Source organism: Melaminivora jejuensis, from assembly GCF_017811175.1.
Taxonomy (GTDB): domain Bacteria; phylum Pseudomonadota; class Gammaproteobacteria; order Burkholderiales; family Burkholderiaceae_C; genus Melaminivora; species Melaminivora jejuensis.
Genome location: NZ_JACWIJ010000002.1, coordinates 3,225,138 through 3,241,947 on the forward strand (window position 1 = coordinate 3,225,138; position 16,810 = coordinate 3,241,947).

Sequence of the window (16,810 nt, forward strand, 5' to 3'; positions counted from 1 at the left end):
AGGCAGGCTTCATGCGCCTGCTTGCCAAATGGATCCTGAGCGCCGTGGCGCTGCTGTGCGTGGCCTACATGTACGGCGGCGTACAGGTACACAGCTTCGGTGCCGCCATGGGGGCCGCCTTCGTGATCGGCCTGCTCAACGTGGTGCTGCGCCCCATCCTGGTCATCCTGACGCTGCCGGTGACCATCCTGACGCTGGGCCTGTTCCTGTTCATCATCAACGCGCTGATGTTCTGGGCCGCCTCGGGCCTGCTGGGCGACGGCTTTCAGGTGCGCGGCTTCGGCGCCGCGCTGCTGGGCTCGCTGATGTACTCGGTGCTGGGCCTGGTGATCGAGTCAGCGCTCGGCGGCCTGTTCTCGAAGAAGTGACTCCACGGCGCGCAGCCGCGTGTCGATGATCGACGCCTCGATGTAGTCGGCTGCCGCGCCGCTCCTGCGCGCCAGATCCTGCCCGGCCTTGAAGCGATCCACCGCCGCCGTGTAGTCGCGTAGCGCCACCTGCGCCTCGGCATCGGCGCGGATGGCGCGCAAGGCCTGGCCCTGCTGCTGCCAGACCTGGGCCAGCAGTTGCCAGGCAGCCGCGTCGTGCGGCTGCCTGGCCACCTGGGTCTGCAGCGGGCTGGTCATCTCGGCGGCATCACCAGTGCGCAGCGCGGCCTGGGCGCGCAGCAGCAGTTCGGGCCGGCCCATGCGCTGTGCCTTGCCCCCAGGGGCGGTATCGAGCAATTTCAACGCGGCCTGCGGTGTGCCGGCGGCCAGCTCCAGCTCGGCGCCCAGCAACCGTGCCTGGCGCGTGGCGGCGGCGTCCCCCTGCGCCGTCTGCTGCAGCCCGGCCAGCGCCTTGCGCGCTGCCGGCCAGTCGGCCAACTGCACGGCGCTCAGGGCGGCGGCGTACCAGGCGGTGGCGCGCTCACGCTGCGGGCGCTGGGCAAAGCCCGCGTCCTGCGGCTCGGCCAGCCATTGGCGCCAGGCATCCTGGCCCGGACGCGCCAGCACGCGCGCGCGCGCAGCCATCAGGGCGTGCTCCAGCGGCGCCGGGGCTGGGCGCTCGGCACCGTGCGCGATGCGGCCCTGCATGTCGGCGATGCGCTGCGTGGTCAGCGGGTGGCTGCGCAGATAAGGCCAGCTGCCGTTGTCGTTGATGCGGTTGGCCTGCTGCAGCCGGTCGAACATGGCAACGAAGCCCTGCGGCGCAAAGCCTGCCGGCTGCATCAGGCCGTAGCCGATGCGGTCGGCCTCGCGCTCCATGTCGCGCGAGAAGTTGAGCTGGTTCTGCACCGCCAGCGCCTGTCCGCCGACCATCAGCGCCTGCCCGGCCTCGGGGCTTTTGCTGGCTGCCAGCGCGCCCAGGATCAGCGCGCCGACCATCAGCGGCGTCTGCCGGCCCTGCTGCGCGATCAGGCGCGAGATGTGGCGCTGCGTGACGTGGCTGATCTCGTGCGCCAGCACCGAGGCCAGTTCATCGGGCGTGCCGACCACGCCGATCAGCCCCAGGTGCAGGCCGAAATAGCCGCCGGGCAGGGCGAAGGCGTTGACCGTGCGGTCGCGCCCCAGCAGCACCTCCCAGGCAAAGCGCTCGTCGATGTCGCTGCCTAGCTCGCCGCGCGCGCGCGCGGCCGCCAGCAGCGGCTGGAAGATGCCCTGGACGTACTCCAGCAGCACGGCATCGTCGAGGTAGTCCGGGTCGCGGTAGAGCTCGCGGATGATGCGGTCGCCCAGCTTGCGCTCGGCGGCAGCCGTCAGCTCCAGGCCGTCGCCCAGCGCGGGCAGGGCCGGCTGGGCATGTATTGCACCCAGCGAGAATGCTGCGATTAATATAGCTGCCAGCGATTGTCTGGCAAGGCTTTGAGGCCGATTTGGCTTGAAAATTGGATGCACCTTGCTCCTCGGACGGCGACACGGCCAGGGGTGTGGTCAGCACCGTATGATGCCCCGGCTGGCCCAAGGTTTCCTGTTGCGGGTTGCCCGGCTGGCCCGTCCTTCCTGCCCTGTCTCCAATGCCGCTCCTGCCATGACCCAGCCTGCCGCCCCTGCCACCAGCCCGCTCACCCACTTCGACGCCCAGGGCCAGGCCCACATGGTGGACGTGGGCGCCAAGCCGGCCACGCACCGCACGGCGGTGGCCAGCGGGCGCATCGTCATGCAGCCGGCCACGCTGGAGCTGATCGAGACCGGCAGCGCCAAGAAGGGCGACGTGCTGGGTGTGGCGCGCATCGCCGCCATCATGGCCGCCAAGAAGACCAGCGAGCTGATCCCCCTGTGCCACCCGCTGGCGCTCACCCGCGTGGCCGTGGAATTCGAGCTGCAGCCCCAAGCCAGCAGCGTGCAATGCATCGCCACCGTGCAGACGCTGGGCCAGACCGGCGTCGAGATGGAGGCGCTGACGGCGGTGCAGGTGGCGCTGCTGACCATCTACGACATGTGCAAGGCCGCCGACAAGCACATGGTCATGCAGGACGTGCGCGTGCTGGAAAAGCACGGCGGCAAGTCGGGCAGTTTTGTGGCTGTGGATCGGGGTGTGCCAGCGCCTGGAAGCCCGGCCAAATGAGGCTCTATTTGCGAGCCTGGGTAAATGAATCAAAGAAGATATATCGTTTCCCATGAATGGCAGAGACGTCATCGCCAGGCTCAAGGCCGCTGGATGGGTGCTGGACAGGGTGAATGGTAGTCACCACATCATGGTCAAGGACGGGCGGGCCGTGCCGATTCCGGTGCATGGCGCGCGCGACATCGGTGCCGGTCTGCTGGCTGCCATTGCCCGGCAGACAGGTGTGAAACTGAAGTGAGGTGCTGTATGGAAATCCGTTATCCCGCCACATTCGAGCCGCAGGAAGGGGGCGGCTACCTCGTGCAGTTCGTGGATCTGCCCGATACCTTCACCGAAGGCGCGACGCTGGAGGAGGCGCAGTTCAACGCCTCGGAGGTCTTGTCGGCCATGCTGGGCTTCAAGCTCGACGCTGGCGAGGCCATTGCGCCGCCCACAGCAGATGTTGCCGGGGCGCAGTACATCGCGCCCGACGCCAGGACGCAGGCCGCCTACCTGATCCGCCAGGCGCGGGCGGATCGCAGTCTGTCGGATTTGGCGCGTGCTCTGGAGACCAGCTGGCCGGCAGCCAAGAAGCTCGAAGACCCGAAACATTGGCCATCGCTGCGCCAGCTTGAGCGCGCGGCAGCGGCGTTGGGCAAACGGCTGGTGCTGTCGCTGGAGTGAGGGCCACCGCCGTCTTGCAGTGTCTTGCAAGGGTGTGAAATGGCGCTATGGCCTGCCCGGAGGGACTCGAACCCCCGACCTATTGCTTAGAAGGCAATTGCTCTATCCGGTTGAGCTACGGGCAGTGAGGCTGGCGCTGCCAAGGGTCGGCATCATACTGCCGGTGCATCGGCCTTCGCCATGACCGGCGCGCCCACTGCGGTTGAAAAGCCCTTGAACGCCACCACCCCCTAGAGACAGCAAAGGAGCACAGCCATGAATGCCAACGCCCAGATCCGGGGCTCCATCAGCGTGCAGGAATACCTGGACGGCGAGCAGCGCACCGACATGCGCCATGAATATCTGGCTGGCCAAGTCGTCGCCATGGGCGGGGCCAGCCGCTCGCATGGCCTGGTCGCCGGCTCGCTCTACGCGCTGCTGCTGCCCCACGCCCGGCGCAAGGGTTGCCAGCTCTTCGTGGCCGACATGAAGGTGCGCGTCGAGCACGAGGGGGATGACTGGTTTTACTACCCCGACCTGGTGCTCGCCTGCGACCCGGCCGACCGGGCTGCGCTGTACGTGCGCAACCCCTGCCTGCTGGTCGAAGTCCTCTCGCCCAGCACCGAGCAGACCGACACGCGCGAAAAACTCCTGGCCTACCGCCTGCTGCCCGACCTGCGCGAATACCTGCTGCTGCGCCAGGATCGGGTGCAGGCCGATCTGTACCGGCGCGGCGAGGATGGGCGCTGGCAGCACCTGCGCTTTGAAAGTCCGGATGGCGCGCTAGCGCTGTCGTGCCTGGACGTGCAGCCCACCTTGCGCGACATCTATGCCGACCTGCCCGAGCTGCTGGCTGCGCCGGGCGGGGCGGATAGGCGGGCGTCCCTTATTTCGATCCCGGCTGGTAGTTTCCGGCCTCGGTGCGAAACGCCACCGACAGCCGGTTCCAGCCATTGATGGCCACGATGGCCAGCGTCAGATCGACCAGCTGGCGCTCGTCGAACTCGGCGCGGGCCTGCTGCCAGGCGGCGTCGTCCACCTCGTGGTTCTTCAGCAGCGTGACCGCCTCGGCCCAGGCCAGCGCGGCGCGCTCGCGCGGCGTGTAGCAGGGCGCCTCGCGCCAGGCGGACAGCAGGTACAGGCGCTGTTCGCTCTCGCCGGCGGCGCGGGCATCCTTGGTGTGCATGTCCAGGCAATAGGCGCAGCCGTTGAGCTGCGAGACGCGCGTCTTGACCAGCTCCAGCAGGCTCGGCTCCAGCCCGCTCGTGCGTGCGTGCTGCTCCAGCCCCAGCATGGCGGCAAAGCCGCGCGGGGAGGCTTGTGCATAGTTCAGACGCTGACTCATGGTTTGCCTTTCGTTGCGGTCGGAAGGCAGGCATTCTTGTCCATCCCCGGCCTGGCCGCCTGCCTGGGCTGAGGGAGCCAGCGCACAGACCTCAGGGCGTGTGCCCTGCGTTGGGTGGCCCGTCGAACACCTCGGCCAGCGTGCGCGCATCCAGCAGCCGATCCGTCCATGCCTCCAGCTGCTCGGAGTCGGGGCTGCCCAGCGCCGCCAGCGTCTGCTGCGACAGCGGGCCGAAGCGGGCGACCAGCAGGCGCTGCAGCAGGCGCGATTCGCCTTCCATGCGGCCTTCGAGCCGCCCTTCCTGCCGGCCCTCCTGCCGGTATTGCTGCGCCCATTCCTCAAAACGCACGGCCAGTGTCATCTTCGACTCCTTCAAATCCTGCACCTTGGGCAGGGCCAGGCGGTTCTTGCTCTGGCGCAGCAGCACGGCGCGAATCCAGATGGCAAAAATGCGCGTCAGCTCCGGATTGCCGGCCAGCCAGTCCTGGAGCTGCTCGATCAGCTCCAGCACCTCGCCCTGGCTTTGTGGCCTTTGCAGCCGCATCATGGCCGCCGCCAGGTTGTGAGTAGTCCAGGCTGTGCAGCCACTCGTCGGGCACGAAGCCCAGGATCAGGTCGCGCACCAGCTCGGGTGCGGAAAACAGCAGCTTGTAGGAGGCGTCGTGCCGGGCATGGGAGGAAGGTAAAAACAGCGTCAAGCAACTCTTGTTTTGATAGCTGTCAGCGCTTGCTACACAAGGGTTTCAGGCCGAAAACACCTGTAAAAAAGCAGGCAGACGGCCAAAATTTGGCCCGGCAGCAGGCAAAAGGCCGTGCGGCGGCTGATGGGCGCTTGAAAAAGGCGGGTTTCAAGCAATAAATTGACCTCAAACCATTGCCAGGAAAGCGCTGTCAGCTATCAATTTTGAAAAATATTCTGCCGCCTACTTATGTCAAACCCGCGCCTGGTTTGGGTTGTCAGGGCCGGTGGTCAGGGCCGGTCTCAGCGGCACTCGCTGGGGACGTACTTGCTGGGCAGGGTGCCCGTGCCCGAAACCAGACTGCGGTTGCCGGCAGTCGTGTTGCTGGTCGAGGCGCAGGCCCAGTCGATGGCGCCGACGGAGGTGGCGCTCAGCGCCGCGCCCTGCACGTTGGGGGTGAGGAGCAGCGTCTTGCTTTGTGCATCCGTAGGCAGGCCGGAGGCCGCGCCGGCGCTGGTCACGGTGACCACGCCCGTGGTCGTGTCGATCTGGATGTTGGCGACGAACTTGGACTGCTTCTGGGCAATCGGGCGGGCGTTGTACTCGGTGGCCGCCAGGCCCACGCCGGTATAGCCCCCGGACTGGAAGCCCTCGGACACCAGCTCCTTGCCGGCATTGCCGGCCACCAGGATTTCCGCCATCTTGGCGCGGGCCGTGTAGTCCTGATAGGCAGGCAGAGCCGTGGCTGCCAGGATGCCAATAATGGCTACCACGATCATCAGCTCGATCAGGGTGAAGCCGGCCTGCAGGGTGTTTCTCATGGAAGGCACCTCTTTATGGTCATGAGGATGAAGGGATAGACCTTAATCAGCAACAAATGTGCCAATTCTTTTCACCTCGGCATGGCAAGGGCAGCAAGAATCGAAATTCAAAGGCGGCAAGGGGCCAGGCGCCTCAAAAAGCATCGATCGGCGCATAGCCGACGATCCGCATGTCGGCATCCAGCAGGGCAGTCCACTCCTTGACCTTGCGCGTGGTCAGCGGCAGGTAGCGCAGTTGCCCGGCGGTCAGGCCCGTGGCGGCGATGGCCTCGTGCAGTGTGGCGGCGTCCTGCGGGCGGCGCTCTAGCAGCTCGCCCACCGGTCGGGCGCGCGCGCGCATCGCGGGCAGGGCGCTGTCCCAGGGCGTCCACCAGTCCGGGCGCATGGCCGGGGAGATGCCGCTCAGGCCCAGCTTCATGCTCTGGAAGAACTCGTCGTTGCTGGCGGCCTTGCGCGTGCCTACCTGCTGCAGGCCCCACCAGGGCAGGCGGCGCAGGCCTTGCGGGGCCTGGGCCAGCGCATCGATTTGCACTTCGGTGGCGCTGATGGCCATCAGCCGGTCGGACTCGAAGGCCAGCACCGCCGGGCGCGCCACCCAGACGCTGTGCAGGCCATACAGCAGCGCCGCCAGTTGCACCAGGCCGACCAGGGAAAAATCCAGCCAGCGCTCGCGGCGGGACTTTTTCGGGTTGGCCACGATCAGCGTCAGCAGCGGGCCGCAGACCACATCCACCGCCAGCAGCAGGAAGAACATGCTGCCCACCCCGAACAGGAGGTGCCACGGCGGCGGGTACAGCAGGCGAAAGACCAGGACGGCGGCGGCCACGGCCACGGCAGCGGAAATCAGCAGATGGCGCAGCGCATACCGCAGCGCATGGCGCACGCGGGTGACGGGGGCAGCTTGCATGGGGTGGGGCCGGGGGGACTCCGGCGGCAGCGGGGAAAGAAAAAAGGGCGCCTTGCGGGCGCCCTCTCGGGTGATCTGGATCAGGCAGGTCGGCTGGCTGGCCGCACCCGCCTGTCAGGCATCAGCGGCACTCGGAAGGTGCGTACTTGGCGGGCATGGTGCCCGGTGTACCCACTACCAGGCCGCGTGCAGTGGCGGTGGTGTTGGTGGTCGAGGCGCAAGCCCAGTCGATGGCGCCCGAAACCCCGGCAGCCAGGAGAGCGCCCTGCACGTTGGGCGTCCAGGTCAGCGTTGTGGTCTGGGCATCGCTGGGCAAGCCGCCGCCAGTCACGCTGGTCACGGTGATCACGCCGTTGGCGCCGTCGATCTGGATGTTGTCCACAATCTTCGACTGCTTCTCAGTCTGAGCGCGGGCGTTGTACTCGGTCGCAGCAGCGGCCACGCCGGCCAGACTGTCGGCTTGGAAGGCCTCGCTGATCAGGCTCTTGGGCGAGCTGGCGGCGATGATGATTTCAGAGATCTTGGCGCGGGCGGTGTAGTCCTGGTAGGCGGGCAGGGCCACGGCGGCCAGGATGCCGATGATCGCCACGACGATCATCAGTTCGATCAGGGTGAAGCCCTTTTGTACGGAGCGCATGGTGCGTTGCATGGTGTCCTCCTCGGAACATTGTTTGAAAAACCCCCGCTGGACGGCCCGGCGGGTTGCAGGAGGTAGCGCAGCATCCGTGCCAGCAAACAATTCGCTACACCAAGAACGCAATCCTTACTTTCATAGGGCTTTGCTGGTACTGGATCAACTATGTTTTTGATAGCTTCCAGCGCTTGCCAGTATTGGCTTTGACCCTGTTTTGACCATGAATTCCGGCAGTCTGGCACTGGGCTGCTGCCGCGCCCAGCCTGCGGCTGACGATCATGCTTGTCAGTCAACGCCTGCCATTTTTGTAAGGCAAAAACGTAGGTTGGCCGGCAGTTGGTGCTGTTTTGCGGCAGCCTCAGCGGCTTGGGTGGGGGCTGGCTGGCACGTTTGGGCGCGAGGTCAGATTGCGGCCGATCCAGCATTTCCAACAGCGCTTGATATTGGCTGCCGGACACCATGAACAGCCGCTGGTCGAGCAAGGTCTGCTCGGCAGCACGGTACGCCGCGTCCAGGATGAAATCGTTGACATCCTCCCCGGCCTGAAGGCCGGAGATTCCTACGGCGCTCCAACCAGCACGTGGCTGGATGGAGTCGCTTCGGCGGGTTCCTGCTTCGCCGAGGCTGCACGCTTGGCCCTTGCGGGCCTTGCACGGCTGACGTCCTCTCCACAGGCTGCAACGCGGTGTCCCCGCGCCAGTATGTTGATCGCGCCGATGTGATCGGCGTGGCCTTCGCGCCCGCATTCGACGCAGCGAAATACTGCTTGCGTTTTGCGGTTGTCCGCGCTCACGCAGCCGCACTCGGGGCAGGTTCTGCTGGTGTTGTGCGGCGGCACGGCAATCAGCATTTCTCCCTTCCAGGCCAGCTTGTATTCCAACTGCCGTCGGAACTCGAACCAGCCCTGGTCGAGGATGGCTTTGTTCAGGCCGCTCTTGGCCCGCACGTTGTTACCCGGCTGTTCGGCGCTGCCCTTGGCTGACTTGGACATGTTGCGTACCTGCAAGTCCTCGATGACGACCATCGCGTGGTTTTGGCTGATGGCTGTCGTGGCTTTGTGCAGGTAGTCGCGCCGGGCGTTGCCAATGCGGGTGTGGATACGTTGTACCTTGGCTTTCGATTTCTTCCAGTTGCTGCTGAATTTGGTCTTGCGGCTCATGGCCCGCTGGTAGCGGCGCAAGCGGGCTTCGTGCTTCTTAAAGCTCGCCAGCGGCTCCAGATAGGAGCCGTCGCTGAAGGTGGCGAAGCGGGCCACCCCTACGTCTATGCCAACGGCGCTGCTGGCCTGGGGGATGGGCGGCTCTACCTCTCGCTCGGTCTGGATGCTGACGAACCATTTGCCGCTGGACTGGCTCACGGTGATATTTTTCACCGCGCCCAGCACCTCGCGGCTTTGCCGATAGCGCAGCCAGCCCAGCTTGGGCAGGAAGATGCGGCTGCTCGCTTGGTCGAGCTTGATCTGCTTGGCGTCGGGGTAGCGAAAGCTGTCCCGCTGGCCTTTTTTCTTGAAGCGCGGGAATGCCGCCCGCTTGGCGAAGAAGTTGCTGTATGCCCGCTCCAAATCCTTGAGCGTCTGCTGCAACGGGTGAACCGGCGCATCGGCCAGCCAAGCCGTCTCCATGCTGCCCCGCCACTCGGTGAGCAGCTTGCACAGGCCGGCGTAGCCGAGCTTCTTCTGGCCACGCGCGTAGCGTTCTTTGTGCAGCGCCAGCGCCTTGTTGAACACGAAGCGGCACGAGCCAGCGAAGCGGCGCATTTGCCGCTCTTGCTGGCCGTCTGGCATCAGTTCGTATTTGAAGGCTTGCAGGCGTTGCATGGCTGGCTAAATATACAGTTGTTTGAGGACGGCTACGCCGTCCGCGCTAGCCTGCCCCGGCCTGAAGGCCGAGGCTTGTCGCGCACCGGGTCAACGACTTGTGTGCCACTTCGGCGGCACGACGCAGCACCGTCTCTTGCTGGGGAGTCGCACGTAGCCCAAGCCGGGCGGAGCGCGCGCTTGATGCTCAGGCAGAACTGGATGGCCGCATCACACCTGCCGAAACTCCATCTCTGCCCCGGCCAGCGCGATGCGGTCGCCGTTTTGCAGCGCCACCGCGCCCGGCCCCAGGGCGCCGCCGTTGAGCAGTGGCCGCTCCTCGCCCTCGACATGCGTCAGCACGAAGCCATGCGGGCGGCGGGTGATGGAGGCCACCGCCACGCCGGGCTTGCCCAGGGTGGTGACGACCTTGGTCAGTGCGACTTCGCGCCCCGTGGCCGGGCCGCTGATGACGCGCACCAGCGCGGCGTGTACCGGCGGCGCGCTGGGCGCGGGGGGCGGCATGGCCTGCGCCAGGTCGGGCCAGGCTTCGTCGGTCAGAAAGCGCAGGCGGTATTTGCCCGCCTCCACCGTGTCGCCATGCTGCAGCGCCTGGCGCTGCACGCTCTGGCCGTTGACGGTGGTGCCGTTGGTGCTGTCCAGATCCTGGATCTGGACGCTGCCGTCGTGCGCCATCAGCAGCACGGCGTGTTCGCCGCTGACGGCCAGGTGGTCGAGCACGATGTCGTTGTAGGGGCGCCGGCCGATGGTGGTGCGCTCCTGGGTGAGGGTGACTTCCTTGACGAGGGCGCCATCGATCGTTACGGCCATTCGGGGCATGGTGCGGGCTTCCTTGGTCAGCGGGGCAGGGAAATTCACGGAAGAAACAAAAGAAACAGGATGTTGGTAGGGGATTGTGGCAAGCAAGTTCCGGGCTAGCCAGCAGGCGCTGCAGCCTGCGCGACCTGGGCCAGCACCAGGCTGATGTTGTCGCGCCCGCCCAGGTCGTTGGCCAGTGCCACCATGCGGCGTGCTTTCTCGGCCAGGGGTGCGTTCTGGCGGGCGAGTTCCTGCAGCTCGGCGTGCGTCATCTGGTCGATCAGGCCGTCGGAGCACAGCAGGTACAGGTCGCCCGGCTGGGTGGGCAGCGCGGTGATGTCCAGTTCGGCATGGCCCTGCGCGCCCAGGGCGCGGGTGATGAGGTTGCGCTGGTGCGAGCTGGCGGCCTGCGCCGGGGTGAGCCAGCCGGCGTCGAGCTGCTCTTGCAGCCAGGAGTGGTCGCGCGTGAGCTGCTCCAGCGCGCCGGCGCGCAGCCGGTAGCCGCGCGAGTCGCCGGCGTGGCCCAGGATCAGCCAGTCGCCGTGGAGCACGCCGGCGATCAGGGTGGTGCCCATGCCCCGGTACTGCGGCTCGGCGTGCGCGGCCTCCAGGATGGCGCGGTTGGCCTGCTGGGCGCTCTGGCGCAGCATGGCGCCGACGGCTTCGGGCGTGGCCTGGCGGCCTTTGTGGCTGGTCAGCCAGGGCAGCAGTTGCGTGCCGATGTGCTCGATGGCCAGGGTGCTGGCGACTTCGCCGGCGTTGTAGCCGCCCATGCCGTCGGCCAGCAGCATCAGCCCGGCGTGGGCATGGACGGCGATGGCGTCCTCGTTGTGCGCGCGTACGCGGCCAATGTCGGTCAGGGCATGGAATTCAAAGGGCGGCGTGGCCATGGGCGGGGCGGGGGAGGGGCTGCGGGGTGGTGGCGCATCATAGGAGACAGGGACGCGGCGGGCCTGTCGGCCAAGGGATGTGTTTGCGATTGTTCATCCTGCCTGGCCGCTGTCGCCCTTCAGGGCGACGGTCGCGCCTGGGGTTTGCGTCTGATCTGGAAAGAGCCCCCGTCTGTGCCGGTAGCAATCAAAAAAGCCAGCCGGGTCGCCCCGCTGGCTTTTTGTCTGGTGGCTGCCTGCCTGCGCCGTGTGGGCTGGGCAGGCTGGCGTGCCTGGGTGCCGGGCTTACAGCAGGCCCTTGAGCAGGCGGCCCATCTCGGAGGGGTTGCGCGTGATGGTGAAGCCGCATTCCTCCATGATGGCCAGCTTGGCGTCGGCGGTGTCGGCGCCGCCGGAGATCAGCGCGCCGGCGTGGCCCATGCGCTTGCCGGGAGGGGCGGTGACGCCGGCGATGAAGCCGACGATGGGCTTTTTCATGTTGTCCTTGCACCAGCGGGCGGCCTCGGCCTCGTCCGGCCCGCCGATCTCGCCGATCATGATCACGGCGTCGGTGTCGGGGTCGTCGTTGAAGGCGCGCATGACGTCGATGTGCTTGAGGCCGTTGATCGGGTCGCCGCCGATGCCGACGGCGCTCGACTGGCCGATGCCCAGCTCGGTCAGCTGCGCCACGGCTTCATAGGTCAGCGTGCCGGAGCGGCTCACCACCCCGACGCGGCCCTTCTTGTGGATGTGGCCGGGCATGATGCCGATCTTGATCTCGTCGGGCGTGATCAGGCCGGGGCAGTTGGGGCCGAGCAGCAGGGTGCGCTTGCCGCCGGCGGCTTCCTTGGCCAGCATCTTGTTGCGCACTTCCAGCATGTCGCGCACGGGGATGCCTTCGGTGATGCAAATCGCCATGTCCAGGTCGGCCTCGACGGCTTCCCAGATGGCAGCGGCGGCGCCTGCCGGGGGCACGTAGATCACGCTGACGGTGGCGCCGGTCTGCTGCGCGGCCTCGCGCACGCTGGCGTAGATCGGGATGTTGAAGATCGACTCGCCGGCCTTCTTGGGGTTCACGCCGGCGACGAAGCAGTTCTTGCCGTTGGCGTATTCCTGGCATTTTTCCGTGTGGAACTGGCCGGTCTTGCCGGTGATGCCCTGGGTGATGACCTTGGTGTCTTTGTTGATGTAAATCGACATGTTGTGCTCTCCAGGGCTTAAGCGACGGCTTTGACGATCTCGGTGGCGGCCTCGGCCATGGTGTCGGCGCTGATGATGGGCAGGCCCGATTCGGCCAGCATCTTCTTGCCCAGCTCTTCGTTGGTGCCCTTCATGCGCACGACCAGCGGCACTTGCAGGTTCACGGCCTTGCAGGCGGTGATGACGCCGGTGGCGATGGTGTCGCACTTCATGATGCCGCCGAAGATGTTGACCAGGATGCCCTTCACCTTGGGGTTCTTGAGCATGATCTTGAAGGCTTCGGTGACCTTCTCGGGGGTGGCGCCGCCGCCCACGTCCAGGAAGTTGGCCGGCTCGCCGCCGAACAGCTTGATGGTGTCCATGGTGGCCATGGCCAGGCCCGCGCCGTTGACCAGGCAGCCGATGTTGCCGTCCAGGCTGATGTAGGCCAGGTCGAACTTGCTGGCCTCGACTTCCGCCGGGTCTTCCTCGTCGAGGTCGCGCAGGGCGACGATCTCGGGGTGGCGGAACAGCGCGTTGGAGTCGAAGTTGAACTTGGCGTCCAGGGCGATGATGTTGCCCTTGCTGTCGCGGTTCAGGGGGTTGATCTCGACCAGCGAGGCGTCGGTGTCCATGTAGCACTTGTAGAGCTTTTGGCACACGTCGATGAACTGGGCCTTGGAGTCATCGGGCATCCCGACGCCACGGGCCAGTTCTTCGCCTTGGCTTTGCGTCAGGCCCTGCAGGGGATCGACGAACACGGTGATGATCTTCTCGGGCGTGGCGTGGGCCACTTCCTCGATGTCCATGCCGCCTTCGCTCGATGCGATGAAGGCGACTTTCTGCGTGGCGCGGTCGGTCACCACGGACAGGTAGTATTCCTTTTGGATGTCGGCGCCGTCCTCGATGTACAGGCGGCGCACCTTCTGGCCTTCGGGGCCGGTCTGGTGCGTGACCAGTTGCATCCCCAGGATGTCGCTGGCGCGCGCCTTGACGTCCTCGATGGTCTTGGCGACCTTGACGCCGCCGCCCTTGCCACGACCACCGGCGTGGATCTGGGCCTTGACGACCCACACGGGCCCGCCGAGTTTCTGGGCCGCTTCCACGGCTTCTTGCACCGTGAAGGCCGGGATGCCGCGAGGGACGGGCACGCCGAAGCTGCGCAAGATTTCCTTGCCTTGGTATTCGTGAATCTTCATGAGGAGGTCTCTCTCAGGAGGAAGGTGGGTTTACGACCCGTGCGCGACACGCGGCATGAGAAGACAACAACCATCAAGGGCAGTCGAACCGCAGGCTCAGGGCAGTCGGGACAGGCAGCCGGCAACTGTATCATGCTGCATCGCACCATTGTCTTGCGCAAACTTACTGGGACTTGACGGCCCGCCGCAGGGCCGCAACAAAGGAGTGCTCCATGTCCACACCGGTCTTCAAGGTTTTCATCGATGGCGAGGCGGGCACGACCGGCCTGCAGATCCGCGAGCGCCTGCAAGCCATGCCGCAGGTGGAGCTGGTCAGCATCGCCCCCGAGCGGCGCAAGGACGCCGCTGCCAAGCGCGAGCTGCTGGCCGGCGTCGATCTGGTGGTGCTGTGCCTGCATGACGATGCGGCGCGCGAGAGCGTGGCGCTGGTCGATGCGGTGTCCGCCGAGACGGGGCGCGACATCCGCGTGATCGATGCCTCGACGGCGCACCGCACGGCGGCTGGCTGGGTGTTTGGCTTCCCGGAGCTGTGCGCCGGCCAGGCGCAGGCGGTGCGCGAGGCCACGCGCGTGGCCAACCCAGGCTGCTATTCGACGGGTGCCATCGCGCTGCTGCGCCCGCTGGTCGATGCCGGCCTGATCCCGCCCGACCATGCGCTGGCGCTGCCCTCGGTCAGCGGCTACTCGGGCGGCGGGCGCGCCATGATCGAGGCCTACGAGGCCGGCAGCGCCGAGCCTTTCGAGCTGTATGCGCTGGGCCTGTCGCACAAGCACCTGCCCGAGATCCTGCAATACACCGGCCTGACGCGCCGGCCCATCTTCACCCCGTCGGTGGGCAACTTCCGCCAGGGCATGTTGGTGCAGCTGCCGCTGCACCTGGACTTGCTGCCGGGCCAGCCGCGCGCGGCCGATCTGCACGATGCGCTGGCCGCGCACTACGCGGGCAGCAACACGCCCGAGCAGTGGGTGCGTGTGCTGGCGCCCACCGAGGACGGCAAGCTGGGCGCCACCGCACTCAACGACACCAACCAATTGGAGCTGCGCGTGTTCGCCAACGAGGAGCACCGCCATGCCGTGCTGGTGGCGCGCCTGGACAACCTGGGCAAGGGCGCCAGCGGCGCGGCGGTGCAGAACCTGCGCCTGATGCTGGGGCTGTGAGGGGGCATCCATGATCCTGGTGGTGCCTCTGCGGATGGTTGTGCGTTGGGCGATGAGCGCTTTGCGTACAACCACGCACAATGCACAATTGCTACATAAATGATAGCTGTCAGCGCTTGCCTGTGGCCGGTTTGAGGCCGATTTGACCAATATCTTGTTCTCCATTCCCGATCCGTGCCAGCCAGCCCACCACCCCGTCCCACCACCGCCATGACACCGCAGGAGCGCCGCGCCAGCATTGGCCTGGCGCTGATCTTTGCGCTGCGCATGTTGGGCCTGTTCCTGGTGCTGCCGGTGTTCATGCTGGAGGCGCGCAAGTACCCCGGCGGCGACGACCCGGCGCTGGTCGGCCTGGCCATGGGTGTCTATGGCCTGACGCAGGCCTTTCTGCAACTGCCGGTGGGCCTGGCCTCGGATCGGCTGGGCCGCAAGCGCGTGATCGTTGCCGGCCTGCTGGTGTTTGCCGCCGGCAGCCTGTGGGCGGCGTTGGCGGGCAGCGTCCTGGAGCTGCTGCTGGGCCGGGCGCTGCAGGGCGCGGGGGCGGTGTCGGCGGCGGTGACGGCGCTGCTGGCCGACCAGACGCGTGAGGTGGTGCGCACCAAGGCGATGGCGCTGGTGGGCATCAGCATCGGCCTGATGTTCGCCATTGCCCTGGTGGCGGCGCCGCCGCTGACGGCGCTGGTGGGCCTGTCCGGCCTGTTCGGCCTGACCTGCGCGCTGGCGCTGGCCGGCATTGCGCTGGTGCTGTGGGTGGTGCCGCCCGAGCCGGTGCGGGCGCCGGATGCGCCGCGCGCGCCGCTGTCCGCCGTGTGGCGCCATGCCGACCTGCTGCGCCTGAATGCCGGCGTGTTCGCGCTGCACACGGTGCAGATGGCGATGTGGGTGGCCGTGCCGGCCCTGCTGGTGCAGGCCGGCCTGGGCAAGAGCGCGCACTGGCAGGTCTATCTGCCGGCGCTGGTGCTGTCGGTGCTGGCCATGGGCGCGCTGTTCGCCATGGAGCGCCGGGGCCGCCTGCGTGCGGCGCTGCTGCTGTCGATCGCCCTGGTGCTGGCCGTGCAGGCAGCGCTGGCGCTGCTGACGGCGGCGGGCATGCCGCTCTCGGTGTGGCTGCTGGGCGGCCTGCTGTTCGTGTTTTTCTGCGGCTTCAACATGCTGGAGGCGACGCAGCCCAGCCTGGTTTCGCGCATGGCACCGGACAACCTGCGCGGCGCAGCGCTGGGGGCCTACAACACGCTGCAGTCGCTGGGCCTGTTTGCCGGCGGCGCCATCGGCGGGGCGCTGGCCAAGTGGGCCGGCGCGCCGGGCCTGTTTGCAGCCACCGCCGTGCTGGCGGCGCTGTGGCTGGCCATCACCTGGCCGCTGCAGCCGGTGGGCGGGACACGCCCAGCCGCTGATCCGGCGGGGCTGGCAGGCCCGCAGCGGCTTGCAAACATATATTTCACCCGCATTTTCAGCCGGTGCGCGGGCGCGCGGGCTGCAGGGCCGCTATGCTGCGCTCCGGTGGCCGTCTGACCGACGGCCACCGTTTTTATCTGGCCCGGATCCTTCCCTTGCCATCCGGGCTGTCACCAACCCAAGAGGAATCAACTGCCATGGCATCCGTCAACAAAGTCATCATCGTGGGCAACCTGGGTCGCGACCCGGAAATGCGCACTTTCCCCAGCGGGGACCAGGTGGCCAACGTCCGCATCGCCACCACCGACCGCTGGCGCGACAAGAACACGGGCGAGAACAAGGAAGCCACCGAGTGGCACAGCGTGGTCTTCAATGGCCGGCTGGCCGAGATCGTCGGGCAATACCTGCGCAAAGGCTCGCAGGTCTATGTGGAAGGCAGCCTGCGCACGCGCAAATGGACTGACCAGAGCGGCCAGGAGCGCTACATGACCGAAATCCGCGCTGACACCATGCAGATGCTGGGCAGCCGCCAGGGCATGGGCGGCCCGGGCGGTGGTGGCGGCGGCGGCGGGTACGCTGGCGGCGGCTATGACGATGGCGGCTTCGGCGGCGATGCCGGCGGCGGCTACGAGGCGCAGCGCCGCAGCCCCGCTGCGGCGCGCGCCCCGGCGGCCCGCCCGGCCCCGGCGCCCATGCCCGCCCCTCCGCGCGCGACCTCGGGCTTCGACGACATGGACGAAGAGATACCGTTCTGACGGCGCTGTTCGTCGATCGTTGACACTGGAGCCGCCGGCGGCGCCCGGCTGCAACGCATAATTGCG

The 16,810-nt window shown here is 67.0% G+C and carries 20 protein-coding genes, 1 tRNA gene and 1 pseudogene; 8 read left to right on the plus strand and 14 right to left on the minus strand.

All coding sequences use genetic code 11. The features are described from left to right. Positions 1-11 precede the first annotated feature (11 nt). Positions 12-368, plus strand: a complete 357-nt coding sequence (locus IDM45_RS15100) for a phage holin family protein (RefSeq protein WP_209423577.1) — start codon at positions 12-14, stop codon at positions 366-368. On the opposite strand, the gene IDM45_RS15105 is transcribed toward IDM45_RS15100, so the two are convergent. Further along, complete coding sequence (locus tag IDM45_RS15105) at positions 336-1,826, minus strand: M48 family metalloprotease (protein ID WP_232654407.1); 1,491 nt, start codon at positions 1,824-1,826, stop codon at positions 336-338. The genes IDM45_RS15100 and IDM45_RS15105 overlap by 33 nt on opposite strands. A 184-nt stretch (positions 1,827-2,010) precedes the next feature. Here IDM45_RS15105 and moaC point away from each other — a divergent pair, with 184 nt between their 5' ends. The 3 genes from moaC to IDM45_RS15120 are packed head-to-tail and all read left to right on the plus strand — an operon-like array spanning position 2,011 to position 3,210. Further along, a complete protein-coding gene (gene moaC, locus IDM45_RS15110) occupies positions 2,011-2,547 on the plus strand; it encodes a cyclic pyranopterin monophosphate synthase MoaC (RefSeq protein ID WP_209423578.1) in 537 nt (178 codons plus the stop codon). Positions 2,548-2,599: 52 nt separating this feature from the next. Continuing rightward, positions 2,600-2,785, plus strand: coding sequence for a type II toxin-antitoxin system HicA family toxin (locus IDM45_RS15115; RefSeq protein ID WP_209423579.1), 186 nt, complete (start codon positions 2,600-2,602; stop codon positions 2,783-2,785). An 8-nt stretch (positions 2,786-2,793) separates the two neighbouring features. After that, positions 2,794-3,210: a type II toxin-antitoxin system HicB family antitoxin gene (locus tag IDM45_RS15120; RefSeq protein ID WP_209423580.1), complete on the plus strand. Its 417-nt coding sequence runs from the start codon at positions 2,794-2,796 to the stop codon at positions 3,208-3,210. A gap of 48 nt (positions 3,211-3,258) precedes the next feature. Here IDM45_RS15120 and IDM45_RS15125 read toward each other — a convergent pair. Further along, positions 3,259-3,335, minus strand: a tRNA-Arg gene (locus IDM45_RS15125). A 130-nt stretch (positions 3,336-3,465) separates the two neighbouring features. Between IDM45_RS15125 and IDM45_RS15130 the strand changes: the two genes are divergently transcribed. Next, on the plus strand, positions 3,466-4,146 hold the full coding sequence (locus tag IDM45_RS15130; protein WP_209423581.1) for a Uma2 family endonuclease: 681 nt from the start codon (positions 3,466-3,468) through the stop codon (positions 4,144-4,146). Here the strand turns inward: IDM45_RS15130 and IDM45_RS15135 are convergent. From IDM45_RS15135 to sucC, 12 genes and pseudogenes are all read right to left on the minus strand, one after another. Further along, on the minus strand, positions 4,076-4,534 hold the full coding sequence (locus IDM45_RS15135) for a carboxymuconolactone decarboxylase family protein (RefSeq protein WP_209423582.1): 459 nt from the start codon (positions 4,532-4,534) through the stop codon (positions 4,076-4,078). The genes IDM45_RS15130 and IDM45_RS15135 overlap by 71 nt on opposite strands. Before the next feature lie 91 nt (positions 4,535-4,625). Beyond that, positions 4,626-5,081: a DUF4351 domain-containing protein gene (locus tag IDM45_RS15140; RefSeq protein ID WP_209423583.1), complete on the minus strand. Its 456-nt coding sequence runs from the start codon at positions 5,079-5,081 to the stop codon at positions 4,626-4,628. Positions 5,082-5,516: 435 nt separating this feature from the next. After that, positions 5,517-6,035, minus strand: coding sequence for a pilin (locus tag IDM45_RS15145; RefSeq protein WP_209423584.1), 519 nt, complete (start codon positions 6,033-6,035; stop codon positions 5,517-5,519). A 133-nt stretch (positions 6,036-6,168) separates the two neighbouring features. After that, positions 6,169-6,942, minus strand: coding sequence for a hypothetical protein (locus IDM45_RS15150; RefSeq protein ID WP_209423585.1), 774 nt, complete (start codon positions 6,940-6,942; stop codon positions 6,169-6,171). 121 nt (positions 6,943-7,063) lie between these two features. Further along, positions 7,064-7,591: a pilin gene (locus tag IDM45_RS15155; RefSeq protein WP_269783622.1), complete on the minus strand. Its 528-nt coding sequence runs from the start codon at positions 7,589-7,591 to the stop codon at positions 7,064-7,066. Beyond that, complete coding sequence (locus tag IDM45_RS15160; protein WP_267912138.1) at positions 7,549-8,250, minus strand: type II toxin-antitoxin system TacA family antitoxin; 702 nt, start codon at positions 8,248-8,250, stop codon at positions 7,549-7,551. The genes IDM45_RS15155 and IDM45_RS15160 overlap by 43 nt, the downstream gene beginning before the upstream one ends. Then, positions 8,136-9,392, minus strand: a complete 1,257-nt coding sequence (locus IDM45_RS15165; RefSeq protein ID WP_209423586.1) for an RNA-guided endonuclease InsQ/TnpB family protein — start codon at positions 9,390-9,392, stop codon at positions 8,136-8,138. Before IDM45_RS15165 ends, IDM45_RS15160 begins: the two co-directional genes overlap by 115 nt. A 46-nt stretch (positions 9,393-9,438) precedes the next feature. Continuing rightward, positions 9,439-9,546: pseudogene (locus IDM45_RS17990) on the minus strand (DUF1778 domain-containing protein); the annotation flags it as partial. A gap of 56 nt (positions 9,547-9,602) precedes the next feature. Beyond that, positions 9,603-10,211 carry an FHA domain-containing protein gene (locus IDM45_RS15175; protein ID WP_209424164.1) on the minus strand — a complete coding sequence of 203 codons (609 nt, stop codon included), beginning with the start codon at positions 10,209-10,211 and terminating at the stop codon, positions 9,603-9,605. A 95-nt stretch (positions 10,212-10,306) separates the two neighbouring features. Next, a complete protein-coding gene (locus tag IDM45_RS15180) occupies positions 10,307-11,080 on the minus strand; it encodes a Stp1/IreP family PP2C-type Ser/Thr phosphatase (RefSeq protein ID WP_209423587.1) in 774 nt (257 codons plus the stop codon). Between the two features lie 285 nt (positions 11,081-11,365). Next, positions 11,366-12,259 carry a succinate--CoA ligase subunit alpha gene (gene sucD / locus IDM45_RS15185; RefSeq protein WP_209423588.1) on the minus strand — a complete coding sequence of 298 codons (894 nt, stop codon included), beginning with the start codon at positions 12,257-12,259 and terminating at the stop codon, positions 11,366-11,368. A gap of 17 nt (positions 12,260-12,276) precedes the next feature. Next, positions 12,277-13,437, minus strand: a complete 1,161-nt coding sequence (gene sucC / locus IDM45_RS15190) for an ADP-forming succinate--CoA ligase subunit beta (RefSeq protein WP_209423589.1) — start codon at positions 13,435-13,437, stop codon at positions 12,277-12,279. A 212-nt stretch (positions 13,438-13,649) separates the two neighbouring features. Between sucC and argC the strand changes: the two genes are divergently transcribed. From argC to ssb, 3 genes are all read left to right on the plus strand, one after another. Beyond that, entirely contained in the window at positions 13,650-14,594 is a 945-nt protein-coding gene (gene argC / locus IDM45_RS15195; RefSeq protein WP_209423590.1) for an N-acetyl-gamma-glutamyl-phosphate reductase, read from the plus strand. A gap of 210 nt (positions 14,595-14,804) precedes the next feature. Then, positions 14,805-16,106 (plus strand): MFS transporter, encoded by a 1,302-nt coding sequence (locus tag IDM45_RS15200; protein WP_209423591.1) that lies wholly within the window; start codon positions 14,805-14,807, stop codon positions 16,104-16,106. 80 nt (positions 16,107-16,186) lie between these two features. Next, on the plus strand, positions 16,187-16,744 hold the full coding sequence (ssb, locus tag IDM45_RS15205) for a single-stranded DNA-binding protein (protein WP_209423592.1): 558 nt from the start codon (positions 16,187-16,189) through the stop codon (positions 16,742-16,744). The last annotated feature ends 66 nt before the right edge of the window (positions 16,745-16,810 follow it).

Bases quoted from the DNA above. Each gene is read 5' to 3' on its own strand.
- sucC (WP_209423589.1), bottom strand. From the start codon at position 13,437: ATGAAGATTCACGAATACCAAGGCAAGGAAATCTTGCGCAGCTTCGGC.
- IDM45_RS15140 (WP_209423583.1), bottom strand. From the start codon at position 5,081: ATGATGCGGCTGCAAAGGCCACAAAGCCAGGGCGAGGTGCTGGAGCTG.
- IDM45_RS15135 (WP_209423582.1), bottom strand. From the start codon at position 4,534: ATGAGTCAGCGTCTGAACTATGCACAAGCCTCCCCGCGCGGCTTTGCC.
- IDM45_RS15175 (WP_209424164.1), bottom strand. From the start codon at position 10,211: ATGCCCCGAATGGCCGTAACGATCGATGGCGCCCTCGTCAAGGAAGTC.
- moaC (WP_209423578.1), top strand. From the start codon at position 2,011: ATGACCCAGCCTGCCGCCCCTGCCACCAGCCCGCTCACCCACTTCGAC.
- IDM45_RS15155 (WP_269783622.1), bottom strand. From the start codon at position 7,591: ATGCAACGCACCATGCGCTCCGTACAAAAGGGCTTCACCCTGATCGAA.
- IDM45_RS15115 (WP_209423579.1), top strand. From the start codon at position 2,600: ATGAATGGCAGAGACGTCATCGCCAGGCTCAAGGCCGCTGGATGGGTG.
- IDM45_RS15150 (WP_209423585.1), bottom strand. From the start codon at position 6,942: ATGCAAGCTGCCCCCGTCACCCGCGTGCGCCATGCGCTGCGGTATGCG.
- sucD (WP_209423588.1), bottom strand. From the start codon at position 12,259: ATGTCGATTTACATCAACAAAGACACCAAGGTCATCACCCAGGGCATC.
- IDM45_RS15165 (WP_209423586.1), bottom strand. From the start codon at position 9,392: ATGCAACGCCTGCAAGCCTTCAAATACGAACTGATGCCAGACGGCCAG.
- ssb (WP_209423592.1), top strand. From the start codon at position 16,187: ATGGCATCCGTCAACAAAGTCATCATCGTGGGCAACCTGGGTCGCGAC.
- IDM45_RS15130 (WP_209423581.1), top strand. From the start codon at position 3,466: ATGAATGCCAACGCCCAGATCCGGGGCTCCATCAGCGTGCAGGAATAC.
- IDM45_RS15180 (WP_209423587.1), bottom strand. From the start codon at position 11,080: ATGGCCACGCCGCCCTTTGAATTCCATGCCCTGACCGACATTGGCCGC.
- IDM45_RS15200 (WP_209423591.1), top strand. From the start codon at position 14,805: ATGACACCGCAGGAGCGCCGCGCCAGCATTGGCCTGGCGCTGATCTTT.
- argC (WP_209423590.1), top strand. From the start codon at position 13,650: ATGTCCACACCGGTCTTCAAGGTTTTCATCGATGGCGAGGCGGGCACG.
- IDM45_RS15145 (WP_209423584.1), bottom strand. From the start codon at position 6,035: ATGAGAAACACCCTGCAGGCCGGCTTCACCCTGATCGAGCTGATGATC.
- IDM45_RS15100 (WP_209423577.1), top strand. From the start codon at position 12: ATGCGCCTGCTTGCCAAATGGATCCTGAGCGCCGTGGCGCTGCTGTGC.
- IDM45_RS15120 (WP_209423580.1), top strand. From the start codon at position 2,794: ATGGAAATCCGTTATCCCGCCACATTCGAGCCGCAGGAAGGGGGCGGC.